Raw genomic sequence first — 16939 nt, 5'->3', positions numbered from 1 at the left:
GTTGTTTTACGCAGCTTTTCTTGGGGGGCTATCATGACAGAATGGGTTATTCAGGGCGAAGAACTGGCCAATTGTAATTGCAATTTCGGCTGTCCCTGCCAATTCAGCGTTCTTCCATCACACGGAAATTGCGAGGCTGTTGTCGTTTTCGACATCGAAAGCGGGCATTATGGCGATACTGATCTGGCCGGTTTGCGGGCAGCAGGTGTTTATCACTGGCCGGGACCGATCCACGAAGGCAATGGTCAGATGCAACTGATCATTGACGAAAGTGCTACAGCCGAACAGCGCGCAGCATTGCAGGCCATCATGACCGGCGAAGACACCGATGAAATGGCGACCATGTGGTACGTTTACAGTGCGATGGCCCCGACGAAATATGATACGCTTTTTGTCCCAATCGAATTGAACTGGAACCGCGATGATCGTAGCGGCTACGCCAATGTTCCGGGGGTCTTCGACGTCGAGGTCAGCCCGATTCCACATATCGTATCGGGCGCCGCGCACAGGGCATCGATCCAGTTGCCGAACGGCTTTGAGTACCGCCACGCCGAGGCTGCCTCGGGGTCGGCCAAAACAACGGGCGGCGAAATCAGCCTTACCTTTGATGCCACGCACGCCCATCTCGCACATCTGAACCTCTCGGGTCACGGTGTTCTGGGCGCGTAGCCGGAGACCCTCTCATGACCAGACAGAGTGCGACAGCCCCTGCCGGGGCGATTGAGCGGCTGTTGAGGCAGGACAATGCAATCGTGTTGGGCAGCGTCCTTCTGATCATTCTTGCTGCCACCTGGTACACAGTTGCCGGCGTCGGGATGAAAATGTCTGCGGTCGAAATGACCCGCATGGCAGGCCCGGTTGGGGAGCCCATGCAGATGGGTTCCGCAACCGCCTGGAGCCTCGGTTACACTCTGCTCATCTTCCTGATGTGGTGGATCATGATGATTGCCATGATGACCCCAAGTGCCGCGCCAGCCGTGCTTTTGTTTGCAGCGACAAAGCGCATGGGCCCTGAGAAAGACCGCGCCGCAACGTTCAGCCTGTGTTTCCTGTTGGGCTATCTGGTGACCTGGGCTGCGTTCAGCCTGACTGCAACGGCATTGCAGTGGGGGTTGGAACATATCGGGCTGTCGAGCGGGCCGATGATGACAATCCGCTCTGGCCCCTTCGCGGGATGTGTTCTGCTGGCTGCCGGATTCTATCAGTTTTCAAGTTTGAAGAATGCGTGCCTTCGTCACTGCCAGAGCCCTGCAAGGTTTCTGGCCGGTCACAACCGGCCCGGACCCTTCGGCGCACTCAGAACCGGAGCCCTGCACGGCACGTATTGCCTGGGCTGTTGCTGGGCTCTGATGTTGCTGCTTTTCGTCGGTGGAATCATGAACCTCTACTGGATCGTTGGCATTGCCGCCTATGTTGCGCTGGAAAAGCTTCTGCCGACAGCCCGGTGGCTGGTGCCGGTGTCAGGTGTGGCGCTTATCGGCGCAGGTCTTTGGCACATCGCGGCACCGCTGATCTCCGGCATCTGACGCAAGACGGCCCCCGGGGCGGCTGACTGAAAGGCCCTGTGATTTCTCGTTAAAAAGGAGGTACCAATGCCTGTTTTCATTACCTACGCAACTTACTCGCAAGCTGGTGTCAAAGGCATGTTGCAAAAGCCCGAGAACCGAACCGGCCCAGTGAAAGCATTGCTGGAGAAAGTCGGCGGTCGACTGCTGTCCTTCTACATGACAACCGGCAGCAATGACGTGGTCGTGATCAGCGAAGCGCCAGACGGAACAGATGCTGTGGCGGTCGGCATGGCGGTCGCGGCATCGGGTGCGGTCACGAACATAGAAACGGTTCGAGCCTGGACTGCGGACGAGTTCGTTTCGGTCACTGAGAAAGCCGCAAGATTGGCGGGGACCTACACGCCGCCCGGAGGATAAGTAGATACGCGCGGAGGGCCTGTAAGCCGGATCTTGTTCCGGGGTTGCCCCCTTCGATGACCATTCCTCTAGGCCGTGCATTGCTGCACGGCTCAAGCTGCCAACCCGGTCCCTCTCGGCCAAGACGCGCTTAGCGGCGGTATCGGCTTGCGCCGACCGGCCCGCGCGGGGACCCTATTTGGCATTGCTCCCGGTGGGGCTTGCCGTGCCGCCACTGTTGCCAGCGGCGCGGTGGGCTCTTACCCCACCGTTTCACCCTTACCCGGGGCCGAGGCCCTGGGCGGTCTGATTTCTGTGGCGCTTTCCGTCGGGTTGCCCCGCCCGGGCGTTACCCGGCACCGTTGTCTTGTGGAGTCCGGACTTTCCTCTCGGGCATACGCCCCAGCGGCCATCCGGCCCTCCGCGCCTGGGCTGGGTAGGCTTTGCGGTCTGCGGCGTCAAGAGCTGACAGGTCCGAGAAGGGGCCAGCCCCTTCTTGGCCTGCGGCCAATTCAACCCCGGGATATTTTTGGCCAGATGAAGAGCGGATCAGGTTGTTGTGTCCGACGGGGTGACCGCATTCATATCCGCCATGTCCAGCGGACCTTTCGCCCAGGGGCGAAATCGCAATCGGACAGCGGCCAGCAGTTTTGCATCGTCCACGGGGGCGGTGAAACCTGCCATCCGAGCAGAGGCGCGAAATGCTTCTGCATCGGGTGACATCGGATCAACTCCTGTGCCGCGCGGTTTGGCCAGCGCTTGCTTTTCGAGCCTGTTCCAGTCGAAGCGCGGCCCAGGATCGCATTTACGGCCGGGCGCCATATCGGAATGCCCAATGACCCCGGACGACGCAATGGACCAGCGGGTCATGATCAGGGGCAACAACTGTTCCAGCACCGCCATTTGCGGCTGCGAGAACGGATGTTTGCCGGTGTTATCCAGTTCAATCCCAACCGAGCGCGAGTTGATGTCGTCCTTGCCGTCCCATTCCCCTGCGCCGGCATGCCAGGCGCGATCTTCTTCACGCACCATTTGCCACAGGGTGCCATCACCCCCGATCAGGTAATGAGCCGAAACTTCGGAAGCCGGGTCGCATAGGCGATCCAGAGCCGCCTGCGCACCGTCCATGGCCGTATAGTGGATCACGATCAAGGATGGCACCATCCCGCCCCGGCGCTTGCCGAAATTCGGAGACGGATGCCAGATCGGCGTTAAGGCGTCAGTTGTTAACGGCACTGCGGAACGGGCTGGGGTCCCAGCCACAGGCATAGCCGTCGCCATCCGGGTCCAGACCCTTGCGGTCACGTTGCGGACCGCCGTTGGACAGGAATTCGATCTGAGCCTGATCCGGTGACGGGAATTGCGCGCAGTTCCGCTGTGACTTGGCTTGCAGGTTGAAACCGGAACGGCTGTAGAGTTGTGTGCCCACCGGATTGGAGGTGCTCAGCGCATATTGTACGATATTCGGTTGGCCGCTCGCCGTGCGCTCAGGCACGGCGGTTGGAGCGACGACTTTGTAGGTCTGGCGGTTTTGCTCAATCCGGGCGGCATCGGATTGGATGCTGCGCCTCTCGGACACGGCTGCGAAGTCCTGCTCGTCAGAGATTGCGCTGCTGTTGGAGCCGGAAGACGGCGACGCGGAGACCGAGGATTGCCCGGACGTGCTGGCCAACGCTGCGGCGGTCTGGTTGGCGATGTCCGCATTCTCACCTGTTGCAAAGGTCGATGATCCCGGTGTGCCCAGTGGTTGCTGGGAAACATCGACCGGAGCCAGCAGCGGATTGACCGCCCCGCCCTGGCCCGCCAATTGAGCCTCGCGCTGCGCCTGATATTCAGGCGTGTTGAAACCCGTGCTGGTCAACGGCGCGACATTGGTGCAGGCCGCAGCCAGTGTCAGGGCCGGGACCAAAAGCAAAACACGCATTGTTTGGCTCCGTCTTCAGTAATTCACTTGCCCGAAGGCTTACCACCATTTGCCGGGCTTGGCCACAAAACCGGCTGCGGTTTCCAGCGCATAAGCGGTGTTGAGCAAGTCACCTTCTTCCCACGGGCGCCCGATCAGCTGCAACCCCAAGGGAAGACCTTGTGCATCCAGCCCTGCGGGGACCGAGATACCGGGCAAGCCAGCGAGGTTCACGGTAACCGTAAAGACGTCGTTCAAATACATTTGAACAGGGTCCGCCTCGGTCATTTCCCCCAGACCGAAAGCCGCCGAAGGGGTTGCCGGTGTCAGAATGGCATCGATGCCTGCGGCGAACACGTCTTCGAAGTCTTTCTTGATCAGGGTCCGGACCCGGCGCGCGCGATTGTAATAGGCGTCATAGAAACCTGCGGACAGCACATATGTGCCGACCATCACGCGGCGCTGCACCTCGGGGCCAAAACCTTCGGCGCGGGTCTTTTCGTACATCTCGGTGATGCCATCGCCCTGCGCGAGCTGTGCACGGCGACCATAGCGAACACCGTCATAGCGGGCGAGGTTCGAAGATGCCTCGGCCGGGGCAATCACGTAATAGGCGGGCAGCGCGTATTTGGTGTGCGGAAGCGAGATATCGACAATCTCGGCCCCCGCGGCTTTCAGCATCGCTGCGCCATCGGCCCAGAGTTTTTCGATCTCGGCGGGCATACCCTCCATACGGTACTCTTTCGGGATACCGATCTTCTTGCCCTTGATGTCACCGGTCAGCATGTCCTCGAAATTTGGGACCGCCAGTTCGGCACTGGTCGAATCCTTGGGGTCATGCCCGCACATGGTTTCCAGCATGATCGCTGCATCACGCACGTTCTTGGTCATTGGTCCTGCCTGATCCAGCGAGGACGCAAAGGCGACGATACCCCACCGCGAGCAACGACCATAGGTGGGTTTGATGCCCGTGATGCCAACGAAGGCCGCAGGCTGGCGGATCGAGCCTCCGGTGTCGGTACCTGTCGCAGCCAGGCACAAATCAGCAGCCACGGCAGACGCAGACCCGCCAGACGAGCCGCCCGGTGTCAGTTGCGCATCATCGTTGCCACGGCGCCACGGGCTGACCGCATTGCCATAGGTCGATGTTTCATTGGACGATCCCATGGCGAATTCGTCCATGTTCAGTTTTCCCAGCATCACCGCGCCTGCGTCGGCCAGTTGCTGAGAAACGGTGGATTCGTATTCCGGCTTGAACCCTTCCAGGATTTTCGACGCCGCCTGCGACGGCACACCCTTGGTGCAAAACAGATCCTTGATGCCGATCGGCAGGCCACACATCGACGGTGCGTCGCCACGCTGGATCCGCTCATCCGCAGCCTTGGCGCGCTCCATTGCAAGTTCGGGTGTCTTGTGGACAAAGGCGTTCAGCGCATCTGCCTCGTCAATGGCTTTCAGGCAGGCGTCGGTCAGCTCGACAGAAGTGACGTCACCTGAGCGCAGCGCATCGCGCGCCTCGGCCAGACCCAGTTTGTTCAGCTCGCTCATGTCTTACTCCACCACTTTGGGAACTGCGAAGAACCCTTCGCGGGCGTCAGGGGCGTTGGCCAGCACCTTGCCCTGCTGGTTGCCGTCGGTCACCTCGTCCTTACGGCGTTTCAGCCGCATCGGCGTGACCGAGACCATCGGCTCGACACCTTCGACATCCACTTCGTTCAGCTGTTCGATGAATCCGAGGATGGTGTTGAACTCGGATGCCAGCGCCGGCAGCGCGTCATCCTCGACCTTGATCCGGGCCAGTTTGGCCACTTTGGCGGCGGTGCTTTGGTCAATCGACATCGGCTTCCCTCATCTACGTTATGGGGCGTTTACCTGTCTGTCGCGGCAGTCGCAAGACCGCTGCGCCATGGGCCGTCCCGAGTTTAAGTTCCGCCGCATGACACCCGCCATTCAAAACTGAATGAGTGGTATGCAAAAAAGTAAACTAATTAGTTCAATATTGACCTTGAAAACTGAACTGTACTGTTCATTTCTAGTTGTGCGACACAACGCAAACCGGAGAAAAACATGAAACCCCTGATGATTGCCGCAGTCTTGTCCGCCACCTTTTTGGCCGCACCGGCCATGGCCCTGGGTATCGACACAAGCAACCTGACACGCACTTTGACCTTCCCCTCGCCCGTGACGGAACCGGTCACTCAGGACAAGGTTAAACCTGCAAAGTGATGCGCAGGTTCCTGCTGGGTCGGATTTCCCCTCTCCGACCCGGCCAAAGCGCATATTCGAGGGTGCACAGCCCAAAGCGAGTCGTTAGCATTGCTGCAAATACCAAAAGGGAACTGCATAAGGCACTTGCGGTTCTGACAAGCAAGTGAAGCAGCTGATGAACACGCAAAAACAAGCGGTCCTGGATGCCATCGATGCGGCGAACGCAAATGACCCCAATCGCGATGATGGCCGCCCCGAAGCGCGGCTTTACGGCGAGCGCATGAGCGCAGAGCTTGACCGCCTGTTTCCGGGCGCGTCCGACGCCTTGCAGATTGCAGCGCGTGGTCAACATGTCGAGCGGTGGAAACTTGCCCGCAATGAATTCCCAGAAGGTCGGGCGGGTTATCTGGCCTGGCGCAAGGCGCAAGGTGTGCATCACGCGGACGTGGTGATGAGTTTGATGACCCAAGAAGGCTATGACGCTGAGCAGGCCGAAGCCGCGGGTCGCATGTTGCGCAAGCAAGGCATCAAACGCGATGCAGAGGTGCAGGCGCTGGAAGATGTGATCTGCTTTGTGTTTCTGAAATGGTATTTCCAGCCCTTTGCGGCGAAACACTCAGCCGAGAAAATCCAGAGCATTGTTGAAAAGACTGCCCGCAAGATGTCGCCCGAGGGCCGCGCACGGGTTTTAAGCGAATTCGACCTGCCGGATCATCTGGCCGCAGCCTTTCAAGACTGAGAAAAGGCCAACGCCGTTTCATCGACCGAATAATAAACCTGAAGGATGGTCACGACAGGCCTCCGTGCCATATGCTCATGATCCACGAGTTTGGGTGACACGGCCCCTGATGAGAGCCGCACGATACACTTCGATCATCCAGCCCAGCATAATGGCATTCAGGATATGCCACATGAAATGTGTCCCCACCGGCCATTGGCCGCAGAAACGCATATCGAGGGCACGGAAGGTAATCGACAAGATCAGGATCAACGCCCCGATTATCAGTCCTTTGGCCAGAATCGGATCACGGCCGCGCAAAAGAACAGCATAGATCAGGATCAGCAAAGGGACCGGCGCATAAACCGCCGACCCTCCAAGCCCCGGAACCTGTTGGAACAGTGGGACAGCAGCCGTCGCATAGGGAAGAAAAAGAAGCATTCCCCCGAGCGCCACCCCCAAAGGCATCCTCCAGATGTCTTTATTCACCGCGAAAATATAGACCAATATGAACAACAGTATGGGCGCGACATCCGCCAAAGCCGCCCATACCTGCGCATGCGTGTGGAACAGGTAACTGCCAAACCCGATGATCGCCAGAAGCGCCACCAAAACCTTGGCCAGCGGCATGTTCTGATTGCGCACCCGCCGCCACATGACCCATGCGCAAATCAGAAAAGCAGCGTTTGTGACCGCGTTAACGGGCTCGGCCCAGTAGGCTGGAGACAGCCGCTCGCAGTACCCGTCTATTTCACGAAACCAATCCATGGAAATTTACTTATCCGATGTTAGGCTACCGCCAACAGAATGATTGGGAGGAAATAATTATGAACATTATCTGGTTGGGCCATGGAAGTTTCCGTATCGAAACCCAGGGACAGGTGCTGCTAATCGACCCCTGGCTGACCGGCAACCCGGTCTTGCCCGAGGAACAGCATGACGCCGCCGTTGATGGCGCCACCCACATCCTTCTGACCCATACGCATTTTGACCATGTCGTCGACGTTCTGCCTTTGGCCAAACACCTGAAGATTCCGGTTGTGGGACAATATGACCTGATGGGGTACTGGGCCGAAGCCGAAAGCATCGAGACCATTGGTTTCAACAAGGGCGGCACGGTCAACCTGAACGGGGTCAAGGTAACAATGGTCCCGGCCTCTCACAGCTCGACCTTTTCGACACCGGACGGCCTGCGCACAGGCGGCAGCGAGGTCGGCTTCATGATCAGTGCCGAGGGGCGCATGCTTTATGTTTCAGGTGATACCGACATCATGGCCGACATGGACTGGATGGGGGATTACTACAAACCCGATATTGGAATCCTGTCAGCGGGCGGGCATTTCACCATGGATATGAAAGCTGCCGCCTACGCCGCCAAAAGATACTTCAACTTCAAGACGGTAATTCCCTGCCACTACAAGACCTTCCCGATTCTTGAGCAATCCGCTCAGGCGCTGGCAGGTGCTTTGCCGGGTGTAGACGTCATCGAACCGCAAGTTATGCAGGCGATAAAGCTGTAGGGATGATATGACCAGCGACATTGTCCCTTCACCGGAACTGATCGCAGTTGTACGGCGATGGAATCAGGCCGTTCATGACAAGGATCGGGCTGCGCTGGTCAATATGCTGTCATCCTCGGAACACCTGCGGTATCAGGGCTCGGCGGATGAAGAGGCATGGTCCGGGCAGGTGTTTCGGCGTGGCTTCGCCGATCACACCAACGAAATCCCGGACTATGACTGGCAGGAACATTCGCTGGAAGCGTTTGAATGTGGGGATGTAGGCTGGGCATTTTGCGAAGCGACGCTGACCTTTCATTCGAACGGCAATTCAGCCTGGCACCGCTTTACATTTGTTCTGCATCTGGAAGACGGCGTCTGGAAAATGGTGCAGCTGCATGTGTCTAACCCGACCTCGAACATGGAAAAGATCGGCATCGAGCATTCGGTGTTGAATGCACTGATCGAAGCCGCAAAACAGGAGTTCACACAGGATCAGACCGAGGGAACCGCTTCGGTCATGTTCACTGACATTGTCGGGTCGTCAGATATCACCTGGCACTTGGGTGACAAAAAATGGGCCCAGCTTATTTCCGGCCATTTTGATCTGGCTGAACACCTTATCCAAACCCATCAGGGACGGCTGGTCAAATCCCTTGGGGATGGCACGATGTCGATCTTCCCGACGGTCCAGGATGCGATTCAGGCAGCAATCGAGCTGCAAAGAAAGAACGCATTGGCAAATTCCGAAACACCTCTGGGTCTGCGGATTGGAATTCATACCGGCGACGTCATACAGAAAGATGAGGATTTCTTCGGGTCCGTCGTCAATAAGGCCGCGCGCGTGACAGACGTAAGTGGCCCGAATGAAATTCATGTCACCGACGTGACCAGATTGCTGGGCAGCCCGGAGGGCGGTCTGAGGTTCAGCTCGCCAAAATCGGTCGCACTGAAAGGGTTCGGCGGGCAGCAGACAGTGTATCGCCTGGACTGGAACTGACAGTGGCCGTCCTGTCAGATCACGGTCATTTTTCTATTCGTTTTTCCGCGAAAAAATCCAGCAGCAGGTTTTCACATTCTTTGGCGGCTATGCCGTCATAGACCTCGGGCTTGTGATGTGCTTGCGGGTGGGAAAAAACCCGCGCGCCATGGGCCACGCCGCCGGATTTGGGATCGGACGCCCCATAGTAAACGCGCCGGATGCGCGCGGCCGCCAGTGCCGCTGCACACATGGCGCAGGGTTCCAGTGTCACATAGATATCAAATCCGGGCAGTCTTTCAGATCCGGCATAGGCACAGGCCGCGCGCAAAGCCAGGATTTCTGCATGCGCCGTAGGATCGTTCAACTCACGAGTCCGGTTTCCTGCCACCGCCACAACAGAGCCGTCCGGCCCGACTATGACCGCACCAACGGGCACTTCGCCGCGATCCGCTGCTGCGCGCGCCTCACACAGCGCCTGTTCCATATGCGATTTGAACACCATGCCCCTGACTGCATCAGAAACCTGCCTTTCGCAAGCGCGCGGGATAGGGTATGGCCCAGACATGAACAAGACCCCTCCTCCTGGCGACCGGATCGCCAAAGTCCTGGCCCGTGCTGGCGTCGCGTCGCGGCGCGAGGCCGAGCGCATGATCGAAGCTGGCCGCGTGGCCGTGAATGGCAAGACCATCGACAGCCCCGCCCTGAACGTGACGGCGAAAGACAAGATCGTGGTCGACGGCAAACCGGTCTCGGAACCGGAACCCTCGCGTTTGTGGCTGTATCACAAGCCTGCTGGGCTGGTTACGACAACCCGCGACGAAAAAGGGCGCGATACGATTTTCGACAAGCTGCCCGAAGACATGCCTCGGGTGATGAGCGTTGGTCGGCTTGACCTGAATTCCGAAGGTCTGCTGCTGCTGACTAATGATGGTGCTATCAAGCGCAAGCTCGAACTGCCCGCGACCGGCTGGTTGCGCAAATACCGTGTGCGGGTAAACGGCCGCCCGAAAGACGAAGATTTCGAACCGTTGCGCAAAGGGCTGGTGATTGAGGGAGAGCGGTTCCAGCCGATGACCGTCACGCTGGATCGCCAGCAAGGGGCCAATGCCTGGCTGACCATCGGTCTGCGCGAAGGAAAGAACCGAGAAATCCGTCGGGCCATGGAAGATATCGGTTTTAATGTGAACCGTTTGTTGCGGGTTTCTTACGGCCCGTTCCAATTGGGCAATCTGAAGCCGGGCGAAGTCGAAGAAATCCGCCGCCGCGTTATGCGCGATCAACTTGGGCTGGATTCGGATGCCAATCCCGAAGCGGCCCCCAAACGCCCGACGCGACCACAAAGAAAACGCCCGCCCATCGGCAAGAATCCCCGCAAGTGATGCAGGTTCGGCAACCTTCCCCCTAGCGCCAAGCCTGCGTATCCCCTAAATTTTCTGTGATTGCTGCTAATTGGGGAGCGTGATGTCCGGAAGCGGAGTGCAAAAATTCGCCTACGCCGTATTGCTGGCGCTCTTGTTTGGCGTGTGCACAGGCGTGCTTGGGGGCTTGTAACGCATGGCAAAGCGATTTGGCGGCAAGTACAGCCCTCAGGATGATACGTCCGGCGACACTCTTCAGCCCCGTGGGCAATTCGATGGCGCGCGGGTCGAACCTGCGGGCGCGCGTGCCAATGTCCTGTTCATACCGGCCATCCCATTGGTATTTCTGTCGCTGAACGACGGCGCGATTGGCATGACCATAGGTCTGATCGCAGCTGGCCTGCTGACGGCAGCTGCGTTCTTGCTGCGCGAAGGTCTGCGGGCCGAAGCCGCGTTTAACGCCCGTAAGGCTGCCCGCCGGCCTGCGTTTCCCCGTAAAATCTTTGCCAGCCTTCTGACAGGTCTGGGCGCCGCTCTTGCGTCCTACCGGACCGAGTTTCTGAATGCGGAAGCGGTATCGCAAGTCAGCCTGCTAGCCCCCGTCTTGTTCGGCGTGGCAGCAACGGTGCTGCATTCGGCCTCCTTCGGGTTTGACCCGATGAAGGACAAGGGCATGGAAGGAATTGACACCTTTCAGCAAGATCGCGTTGCCCGGGTCGTTGAGGATGCGGAAAACCGTCTTTCCGAGATGACGGACGCCATCAAACGCGCGGGTGATCGCCGGATCGAAGCCCGTCTGGAACGGTTTCAGGACACCGCACGTGACCTTTTTCGAACGGTCGAGGAAGACCCCCGCGATCTGGCGGGCGCGCGAAAATACATGACGGTTTATCTACAGGGCGCGCGTGATGCGACGGTCAAGTTCGCCGATGTCTATGCCCGGACCCGCGATGCGCAGGCGATGACAGACTACATCGCGCTACTGGATGATCTGGAACAGAATTTCGCCGCGCGTACGCGCAAAATGCTATTGGATGACCGCAGTGATCTGACGGTCGAAATCGACGTGCTGCGCGAAAGGCTGCAGCGCGAAGGCGTCCGGTTGGACTGACCGGCCATTATTTGAGCGAGGAACATCCCCATGTCCGATGAGATCAAAAACAAGGCGGCTCAGGCCGAAACACTGGTGCAGGAAGTCACCGCAGTTGCCCTGCCCGAACCAAAGGCCGAGGTAATCTCGCTTGAAGAAGCCGACGAACCTGTGAGTGCCGAGATTCGTAAGCGCATGGACGAGATCGACATGAGCAACACCAATTCGATTGTTGCTTTCGGGTCTTCCGCTCAGGCCGAATTGCAGGAAATCAGTCAGGCCATGCTTGCGGATGTGCGCAACAAGGATGTTGGCCCGGCAGGCGACAGCCTGCGCAATATTGTGACCACCATCCGCGGTTTTTCAGTCAGTGAACTGGATGTGCGCCGCGAGCGCAGCTGGTGGGAAAGGCTGCTGGGCAGGGCCGCGCCATTTGCGAAATTCACCGCTCAGTTCGAAGAAGTTCAGGGGCAGATCGACCGCATAACCGACGATCTTCTGGGGCATGAGCATACACTGCTCAAGGACATCAAATCGCTGGACCTGCTTTATGAAAAAACTCTGGGTTTCTACGATGAACTGGCGCTGTACATCGCAGCGGGTGAAGAAAAGCTGACCGAGTTGGACAGCCATGACATCCCCGAAAGGGAAGCCGCCGTTCAGGCCGCGCCAGAAGAAGAACAGGTGATGAAAGCGCAGGAACTGCGTGACATGCGCGCCGCGCGTGACGATCTGGAGCGCCGCGTGCACGATCTGAAACTGACGCGTCAGGTCACGATGCAGTCGCTGCCGTCGATCCGGCTGGTGCAGGAGAACGACAAGTCGCTGGTCACAAAGATCAACTCGACGCTGGTGAACACCGTGCCGCTGTGGGAAACGCAACTGGCACAGGCCGTCACCATTCAGCGCAGCGCCGAAGCTGCCGCCGCGGTGCGCGACGCCAACGATTTGACCAACGAGCTTTTGACTTCGAATGCTGCCAATCTGCGCCAGTCGAACAAGATGATCCGCGAGGAAATGGAACGCGGCGTGTTCGATATCGAAGCTGTCAAAAAGGCCAACGCAGACCTGATCGGCACCATCAACGAAAGCCTGGCCATTGCGGATGAAGGAAAAGCCAAACGTGCTGCCGCTGAGGCCGAGTTGCAGAAGATGGAGGCGGAACTGCGCGACACTCTGGCATCCGCCAAGGCGCGACGAGACGGGACCGGCGACAACGCCGGAACCGCTGTCCCCGGCTGAGGCTGAACTGGGCGTGCGGGATATTACATATCTGAAAAAGGCGCTGGGGATGGCGGCGTTTTTGGCTTTGGCCAATTGCGATGAAACACTGACATCCTCGATTGCGCCGCAAGCGCGCCCGGCGCCTGTTTCTGTTGCGGCGAATGCCTATGTACCGCCCTCTGCCGCAAGTCAGGATCTGGCGCGGTTTTACCAGCGTGTCGAACGCGACCTCTTGGTGCGGGGGTTATTGCGGACAGACGGGGGCGGGCCCGATACGCCCTATGACGCCCAGGATCTGGCGCGAAATTTCGAAGCGATTGCGTTCTACAGCGAATATCCGACCCAAAACGTTTCCATCGGGTCGCGCCAGACAGACGGGCAGCTCAGCCGTTGGTCGGGGCCGGTGCGCATCCAGACTGAGTTTGGGCCTTCCGTGCTGCCTGCTGTACGGGAACAGGATGCGGAACGGGTTCAGTCCTTTGCCTCGCGCCTGGCGAGGCTGACGGATCATCCGATTTCCGTGGTCTCCCGAAACGCAAATTTCCACGTCTTCTTCGCGGGCAAGGACGACAGCACCTATGTGGTGTCACGACTGAAACAGCTGATCCCGAATATCAGTCAGGCTTCGCTTGATCTGGTCGCAAATCCGAGATCGAATTTCGATTGTTTTGTTTTTGCCTCGGCGACAACGGCGTCTCCGTATAAATATGTACGCGCCGTTGCGTTGATCCGGGCCGAGTTGACTGATCTGGTCCGTCGCAGTTGTATCCACGAAGAAATCGCACAGGGGCTGGGATTGTCTAACGATAGCCCGGCAGCGCGCCCATCGATCTTCAATGATGATGACGAGTTTGCCCTGCTGACGAGCCATGACGAAAAACTGCTGACAATGCTTTATGATAAGCGGCTTGAGCCCGGCGTGACAGTCGATCAGGCCCGCCCCATCGTGCATGTCATTGCCCAGGAATTGATGGGGCAGCCGCTCTGACCCCAAGGACAGGAGAACCCAAATGGGAATATTCGATTTTCTGACCGGAGAATTCATTGACGTCATCCATTGGGTTGACGACACTCGCGACACCATGGTCTGGCGGTTCGAGCGTGAAGGCCATGAAATCAAATACGGTGCCAAGCTGACGGTGCGCGAAGGTCAGGCGGCTGTATTTGTGCACGAAGGGCAATTGGCAGATGTGTTCACGCCAGGTCTCTATATGCTTGAGACCAACAACATGCCGATCCTGACCACATTACAGCACTGGGATCATGGCTTTCAGTCGCCGTTCAAGTCCGAGATCTACTTCGTCAATACGACCCGGTTCAACGACCTGAAATGGGGGACCAAGAACCCGATCATGCTGCGCGACCCCGAGTTCGGGCCGACCCGCATTCGCGCCTATGGCACCTATACCGTTCGGGTCAAAGACCCGGCCAGGTTCCTTGTGGAAATCGTCGGAACCGACGGCGAATTCACCATGAACGAGATCAGCTTTCAGGTCCGCAACATCATCGTGCAGGAGTTCAGCCGCGTTATTTCGGGGTCAGGTATTCCTGTATTGGACATGGCGGCGAACACGGCCGATCTGGGCAAATTGATAGCGGCTGAAGTTTCCCCGGTGTTGGAAGGCTATGGGCTGGAGATGCCGGAATTCTACATCGAGAATATTTCGCTTCCTCCGGCGGTCGAGGCCGCATTGGACAAGCGGACCTCGATGGGATTGGCCGGAGATCTGGGCAAATTCACACAGTATTCCGCAGCAGAGGCAATGACGGCTGCGGCCAGCAACCCCAGCCAAGGCGGTGGCATGGGCGCAGGTCTTGGCATGGGAATGGGCATGGCGATGGCACAGCAGATGTCAAACATGGCAGCGGGCCAGCCAAACGGCCCGTGGGGATCGCCCGCCCCCGCTGCCCCAAGACCGGCAACTCATACGGCCCCGCCGCCGCCACCGGTCGAGCATGTTTGGCATATCGCCGTGGATGGGCAGACCAGCGGCCCATATTCCAAAGCCAGGATGGGCCGAATGGCCAGCGAGGGCGATCTGACCCGCGACACTTATGTCTGGACCGCGGGCCAGGACGGCTGGAAAAAGGCCGGTGACGTGCAGGAACTGGCGCAACTGTTCACCATTCTGCCGCCACCGCCGCCGGGGGCCTGACCGAAGCGCGAGACTCCTCCATCTGACCTGACACTATTGGGTAACGTATGACACACGCCCCTGACCTTGCAGAGCACCGCTTCCCCTGCCAGCAATGCGGCGCGGATTACCGGTTCAGTCCTAGCAATGGTACGCTAACATGTGATCATTGTGGTTATTCCGAACCTATCGGATCGGGTCCGTGGCAAGGTGCCAGCCTGCGCGAACTGGATTTTGACGCGGCCATTGCGGACCGTCTGCCTGACAGCGAGCTTGAACAGACGCGCGTTCTGTCCTGCCCGAACTGCGCAGCGCAGGTTGAATTCGACCCCAACACGCACGCTGCGGAATGCCCGTTCTGTGCCACGCCGGTGGTAACCGACACCGGCGTGAACCGGCATATCAAGCCGAAGGGCGTTCTGCCTTTTGCCTTCGACGAGCGCGAGGCGCATAAGGCGATGAGCGATTGGTTGGGGCGGTTATGGTTCGCGCCCAACGGGTTGAAGGACTATGCCCGCAAGGGCCGCAAGATGCAGGGCATTTATGTGCCGTACTGGACCTTTGATGCCGACACCAAATCCGCCTACCGTGGTGAGCGCGGCGTGATCTATTATGAAACCCACACTGTGATGCGGGATGGTAAACGGGTTCAGCAACAAGTACCAAAGGTGCGCTGGTCGCCCAAATCGGGTCGTGTTGCGCGTTTTTTTGACGATGTCCTGGTGCTGGCTTCGCAGTCGTTGCCCAAGGCTTACACTGACGCGTTGCAGCCTTGGGATCTGCCGGCACTTGAACCTTACCAGCCAGAATACCTCGCCGGGTTTCGCGCCGAAGCGTATACGGTCGAATTGAAAGATGGCTACAGCGAGGCCCGCGCGCATATGGCGCGCGTGATCGAACGGGATGTTCGTTTCGATATTGGGGGCGACAAGCAGCGTATCCACACGGTAGACACCGAGGTACGAGACGTCACGTTCAAGCATATTCTGCTACCGATCTGGCTGGCGGCATACAAATATCGCGGGCAAACCTATCGATTTGTGGTGAACGGTCGAACCGGGCGGGTTCAGGGGGAACGTCCCTGGTCAGCCATCAAGATCACGATTGCCGTTATTCTGGGCCTGCTTGTTGCCGGGGTTGTCGGGTATCTGGCAGCCAACGGGCAGCAATAGCAACTGCTTGTACATCTCGCGCGGCATGATCATCCTGAGGGTCGGAACATAACAACGAGGCGCTAGTGTCATTCGCAGAACTGAATAACCTTCTGGAGAAACGCCAATCCTGCCGGGCCTTCCTGCCCGACCCTGTACCAAAGGAGCAGATCGAACAAATCGTGGCCAGCGCGGCCCGGGTCCCAAGCTGGTGTAACGCGCAGCCGTGGCAATTGGTGATCACAAGCGGCGCAGAGACCGACAGGTTCCGCGCGGCGATGCAAAACGAAGCTGAAACAGGCGCACCGGCCCCCGATCTTCCGTTTCCCGCGTCATATTCAGGCGTCTATCAAGACCGCCGCCGCGCGTGCGGTTGGGCGCTCTATGAAGCAGTCGGTGTGGAACGCGGGGACCGGGCAGGATCGGCCCAACAAATGATGCGCAATTTCGCTCTGTTCGATGCACCGCATTGCGCCATCGTCTCAAGCCCGGCGGAACTTGGGCCATATGGCGCAATGGATTGCGGAGGGTTTGTTACGGCTTTCTCGCTGGCAGCGCAGGCGTTGGGCGTGGCAACCATTCCTCAGGCCGCATTAGCTGCGTATGGCCCGTTCCTGCACAGATATTTTCAGATCCCGAAAGACCGTCTGATCCTGTGCGCGATTTCCTTTGGGTATTCAGACAGAAAGCATCCCGCAAATAACTTTCGCACAGATCGTGCCGCGCTGGGTGACTTTGTCGACTGGCGCGGCTAAACCATCGCTCAG

20 protein-coding genes and 1 other RNA gene are annotated in these 16939 nt (G+C 58.5%); 14 read left to right on the top strand and 7 right to left on the bottom strand.

The genetic code is table 11. The features are described from left to right. Positions 1-33: 33 nt before the first annotated feature. The 3 genes from ACR0AD_RS00300 to ACR0AD_RS00290 all read left to right on the top strand — a co-directional run bounded on the left by ACR0AD_RS00300 (position 34) and on the right by ACR0AD_RS00290 (position 1925). On the top strand, positions 34-669 hold the full coding sequence (locus ACR0AD_RS00300; RefSeq protein WP_480482006.1) for a DUF1326 domain-containing protein: 636 nt from the start codon (positions 34-36) through the stop codon (positions 667-669). Positions 670-683: 14 nt separating this feature from the next. After that, on the top strand, positions 684-1526 hold the full coding sequence (locus ACR0AD_RS00295; protein ID WP_480486394.1) for a DUF2182 domain-containing protein: 843 nt from the start codon (positions 684-686) through the stop codon (positions 1524-1526). Between the two features lie 66 nt (positions 1527-1592). Continuing rightward, on the top strand, positions 1593-1925 hold the full coding sequence (locus tag ACR0AD_RS00290) for a GYD domain-containing protein (protein WP_209504623.1): 333 nt from the start codon (positions 1593-1595) through the stop codon (positions 1923-1925). A gap of 6 nt (positions 1926-1931) precedes the next feature. On the opposite strand, the gene rnpB is transcribed toward ACR0AD_RS00290, so the two are convergent. The 5 genes from rnpB to gatC form a co-directional block, all read right to left on the bottom strand. Continuing rightward, positions 1932-2329, bottom strand: an RNA gene (gene rnpB, locus ACR0AD_RS00285) — RNase P RNA component class A. Between the two features lie 124 nt (positions 2330-2453). After that, positions 2454-3068: an N-acetylmuramoyl-L-alanine amidase gene (locus ACR0AD_RS00280; protein WP_480482346.1), complete on the bottom strand. Its 615-nt coding sequence runs from the start codon at positions 3066-3068 to the stop codon at positions 2454-2456. A 55-nt stretch (positions 3069-3123) separates the two neighbouring features. Then, the gene (locus tag ACR0AD_RS00275; RefSeq protein ID WP_480486396.1) at positions 3124-3828 is read right to left on the bottom strand and encodes a hypothetical protein; all 705 of its coding nucleotides are present in this window, start codon (positions 3826-3828) and stop codon (positions 3124-3126) included. 39 nt (positions 3829-3867) lie between these two features. Further along, positions 3868-5355, bottom strand: coding sequence for an Asp-tRNA(Asn)/Glu-tRNA(Gln) amidotransferase subunit GatA (gene gatA / locus ACR0AD_RS00270; RefSeq protein ID WP_480486398.1), 1488 nt, complete (start codon positions 5353-5355; stop codon positions 3868-3870). 3 nt (positions 5356-5358) lie between these two features. After that, entirely contained in the window at positions 5359-5646 is a 288-nt protein-coding gene (gene gatC / locus ACR0AD_RS00265; protein ID WP_267365979.1) for an Asp-tRNA(Asn)/Glu-tRNA(Gln) amidotransferase subunit GatC, read from the bottom strand. 228 nt (positions 5647-5874) lie between these two features. Here gatC and ACR0AD_RS00260 point away from each other — a divergent pair, with 228 nt between their 5' ends. Then, on the top strand, positions 5875-6033 hold the full coding sequence (locus tag ACR0AD_RS00260; RefSeq protein WP_209504628.1) for a hypothetical protein: 159 nt from the start codon (positions 5875-5877) through the stop codon (positions 6031-6033). Positions 6034-6190: 157 nt separating this feature from the next. Then, on the top strand, positions 6191-6754 hold the full coding sequence (locus ACR0AD_RS00255) for a DUF4202 domain-containing protein (protein ID WP_480486400.1): 564 nt from the start codon (positions 6191-6193) through the stop codon (positions 6752-6754). A gap of 75 nt (positions 6755-6829) precedes the next feature. On the opposite strand, the gene ACR0AD_RS00250 is transcribed toward ACR0AD_RS00255, so the two are convergent. Continuing rightward, entirely contained in the window at positions 6830-7501 is a 672-nt protein-coding gene (locus ACR0AD_RS00250; RefSeq protein WP_480486402.1) for a ceramidase domain-containing protein, read from the bottom strand. Positions 7502-7560: 59 nt separating this feature from the next. Here ACR0AD_RS00250 and ACR0AD_RS00245 point away from each other — a divergent pair, with 59 nt between their 5' ends. Continuing rightward, positions 7561-8253 carry a metal-dependent hydrolase gene (locus tag ACR0AD_RS00245; protein WP_480486404.1) on the top strand — a complete coding sequence of 231 codons (693 nt, stop codon included), beginning with the start codon at positions 7561-7563 and terminating at the stop codon, positions 8251-8253. A gap of 7 nt (positions 8254-8260) precedes the next feature. Further along, the gene (locus ACR0AD_RS00240) at positions 8261-9232 is read left to right on the top strand and encodes an adenylate/guanylate cyclase domain-containing protein (protein WP_480486406.1); all 972 of its coding nucleotides are present in this window, start codon (positions 8261-8263) and stop codon (positions 9230-9232) included. A gap of 25 nt (positions 9233-9257) precedes the next feature. Here ACR0AD_RS00240 and ACR0AD_RS00235 read toward each other — a convergent pair whose 3' ends face one another. Next, positions 9258-9716 (bottom strand): nucleoside deaminase, encoded by a 459-nt coding sequence (locus ACR0AD_RS00235; protein ID WP_480486487.1) that lies wholly within the window; start codon positions 9714-9716, stop codon positions 9258-9260. Positions 9717-9777: 61 nt separating this feature from the next. Between ACR0AD_RS00235 and ACR0AD_RS00230 the strand changes: the two genes are divergently transcribed. The 7 genes from ACR0AD_RS00230 (at position 9778) to ACR0AD_RS00200 (ending at position 16927) form a co-directional block, all read left to right on the top strand. Continuing rightward, a complete protein-coding gene (locus tag ACR0AD_RS00230; protein WP_480486408.1) occupies positions 9778-10593 on the top strand; it encodes a pseudouridine synthase in 816 nt (271 codons plus the stop codon). A 175-nt stretch (positions 10594-10768) separates the two neighbouring features. After that, positions 10769-11683: a 5-bromo-4-chloroindolyl phosphate hydrolysis family protein gene (locus ACR0AD_RS00225; RefSeq protein WP_480486410.1), complete on the top strand. Its 915-nt coding sequence runs from the start codon at positions 10769-10771 to the stop codon at positions 11681-11683. A 30-nt stretch (positions 11684-11713) separates the two neighbouring features. After that, positions 11714-12904, top strand: a complete 1191-nt coding sequence (locus tag ACR0AD_RS00220) for a toxic anion resistance protein (protein WP_209504635.1) — start codon at positions 11714-11716, stop codon at positions 12902-12904. Between the two features lie 49 nt (positions 12905-12953). Continuing rightward, complete coding sequence (locus ACR0AD_RS00215; protein WP_480486489.1) at positions 12954-13874, top strand: DUF2927 domain-containing protein; 921 nt, start codon at positions 12954-12956, stop codon at positions 13872-13874. 22 nt (positions 13875-13896) lie between these two features. Then, positions 13897-15042, top strand: a complete 1146-nt coding sequence (locus tag ACR0AD_RS00210; RefSeq protein WP_480486412.1) for an SPFH domain-containing protein — start codon at positions 13897-13899, stop codon at positions 15040-15042. A gap of 47 nt (positions 15043-15089) precedes the next feature. Next, a complete protein-coding gene (locus ACR0AD_RS00205; RefSeq protein WP_480486414.1) occupies positions 15090-16193 on the top strand; it encodes a TFIIB-type zinc finger domain-containing protein in 1104 nt (367 codons plus the stop codon). 65 nt (positions 16194-16258) lie between these two features. Next, entirely contained in the window at positions 16259-16927 is a 669-nt protein-coding gene (locus tag ACR0AD_RS00200; protein WP_480482033.1) for a nitroreductase, read from the top strand. Positions 16928-16939: the final 12 nt, after the last annotated feature.

The organism is Ruegeria sp. BH8 (assembly GCF_056538065.1).
This window is presented reverse-complemented; position numbering and strand designations above follow the sequence as displayed.

Excerpts from the sequence above, each read along its gene's own strand:
- ACR0AD_RS00225 (WP_480486410.1), top strand. The coding sequence starts at position 10,769 with ATGGCAAAGCGATTTGGCGGCAAGTACAGCCCTCAGGATGATACGTCC.
- ACR0AD_RS00300 (WP_480482006.1), top strand. The coding sequence starts at position 34 with ATGACAGAATGGGTTATTCAGGGCGAAGAACTGGCCAATTGTAATTGC.
- ACR0AD_RS00240 (WP_480486406.1), top strand. The coding sequence starts at position 8,261 with ATGACCAGCGACATTGTCCCTTCACCGGAACTGATCGCAGTTGTACGG.
- ACR0AD_RS00220 (WP_209504635.1), top strand. The coding sequence starts at position 11,714 with ATGTCCGATGAGATCAAAAACAAGGCGGCTCAGGCCGAAACACTGGTG.
- ACR0AD_RS00255 (WP_480486400.1), top strand. The coding sequence starts at position 6,191 with ATGAACACGCAAAAACAAGCGGTCCTGGATGCCATCGATGCGGCGAAC.
- ACR0AD_RS00275 (WP_480486396.1), bottom strand. The coding sequence starts at position 3,828 with ATGCGTGTTTTGCTTTTGGTCCCGGCCCTGACACTGGCTGCGGCCTGC.
- ACR0AD_RS00260 (WP_209504628.1), top strand. The coding sequence starts at position 5,875 with ATGAAACCCCTGATGATTGCCGCAGTCTTGTCCGCCACCTTTTTGGCC.
- ACR0AD_RS00230 (WP_480486408.1), top strand. The coding sequence starts at position 9,778 with ATGAACAAGACCCCTCCTCCTGGCGACCGGATCGCCAAAGTCCTGGCC.
- gatC (WP_267365979.1), bottom strand. The coding sequence starts at position 5,646 with ATGTCGATTGACCAAAGCACCGCCGCCAAAGTGGCCAAACTGGCCCGG.
- ACR0AD_RS00205 (WP_480486414.1), top strand. The coding sequence starts at position 15,090 with ATGACACACGCCCCTGACCTTGCAGAGCACCGCTTCCCCTGCCAGCAA.
- ACR0AD_RS00245 (WP_480486404.1), top strand. The coding sequence starts at position 7,561 with ATGAACATTATCTGGTTGGGCCATGGAAGTTTCCGTATCGAAACCCAG.
- ACR0AD_RS00235 (WP_480486487.1), bottom strand. The coding sequence starts at position 9,716 with ATGGTGTTCAAATCGCATATGGAACAGGCGCTGTGTGAGGCGCGCGCA.
- ACR0AD_RS00280 (WP_480482346.1), bottom strand. The coding sequence starts at position 3,068 with ATGGTGCCATCCTTGATCGTGATCCACTATACGGCCATGGACGGTGCG.
- ACR0AD_RS00295 (WP_480486394.1), top strand. The coding sequence starts at position 684 with ATGACCAGACAGAGTGCGACAGCCCCTGCCGGGGCGATTGAGCGGCTG.
- ACR0AD_RS00210 (WP_480486412.1), top strand. The coding sequence starts at position 13,897 with ATGGGAATATTCGATTTTCTGACCGGAGAATTCATTGACGTCATCCAT.
- ACR0AD_RS00250 (WP_480486402.1), bottom strand. The coding sequence starts at position 7,501 with ATGGATTGGTTTCGTGAAATAGACGGGTACTGCGAGCGGCTGTCTCCA.
- gatA (WP_480486398.1), bottom strand. The coding sequence starts at position 5,355 with ATGAGCGAGCTGAACAAACTGGGTCTGGCCGAGGCGCGCGATGCGCTG.
- ACR0AD_RS00290 (WP_209504623.1), top strand. The coding sequence starts at position 1,593 with ATGCCTGTTTTCATTACCTACGCAACTTACTCGCAAGCTGGTGTCAAA.
- ACR0AD_RS00215 (WP_480486489.1), top strand. The coding sequence starts at position 12,954 with ATGGCGGCGTTTTTGGCTTTGGCCAATTGCGATGAAACACTGACATCC.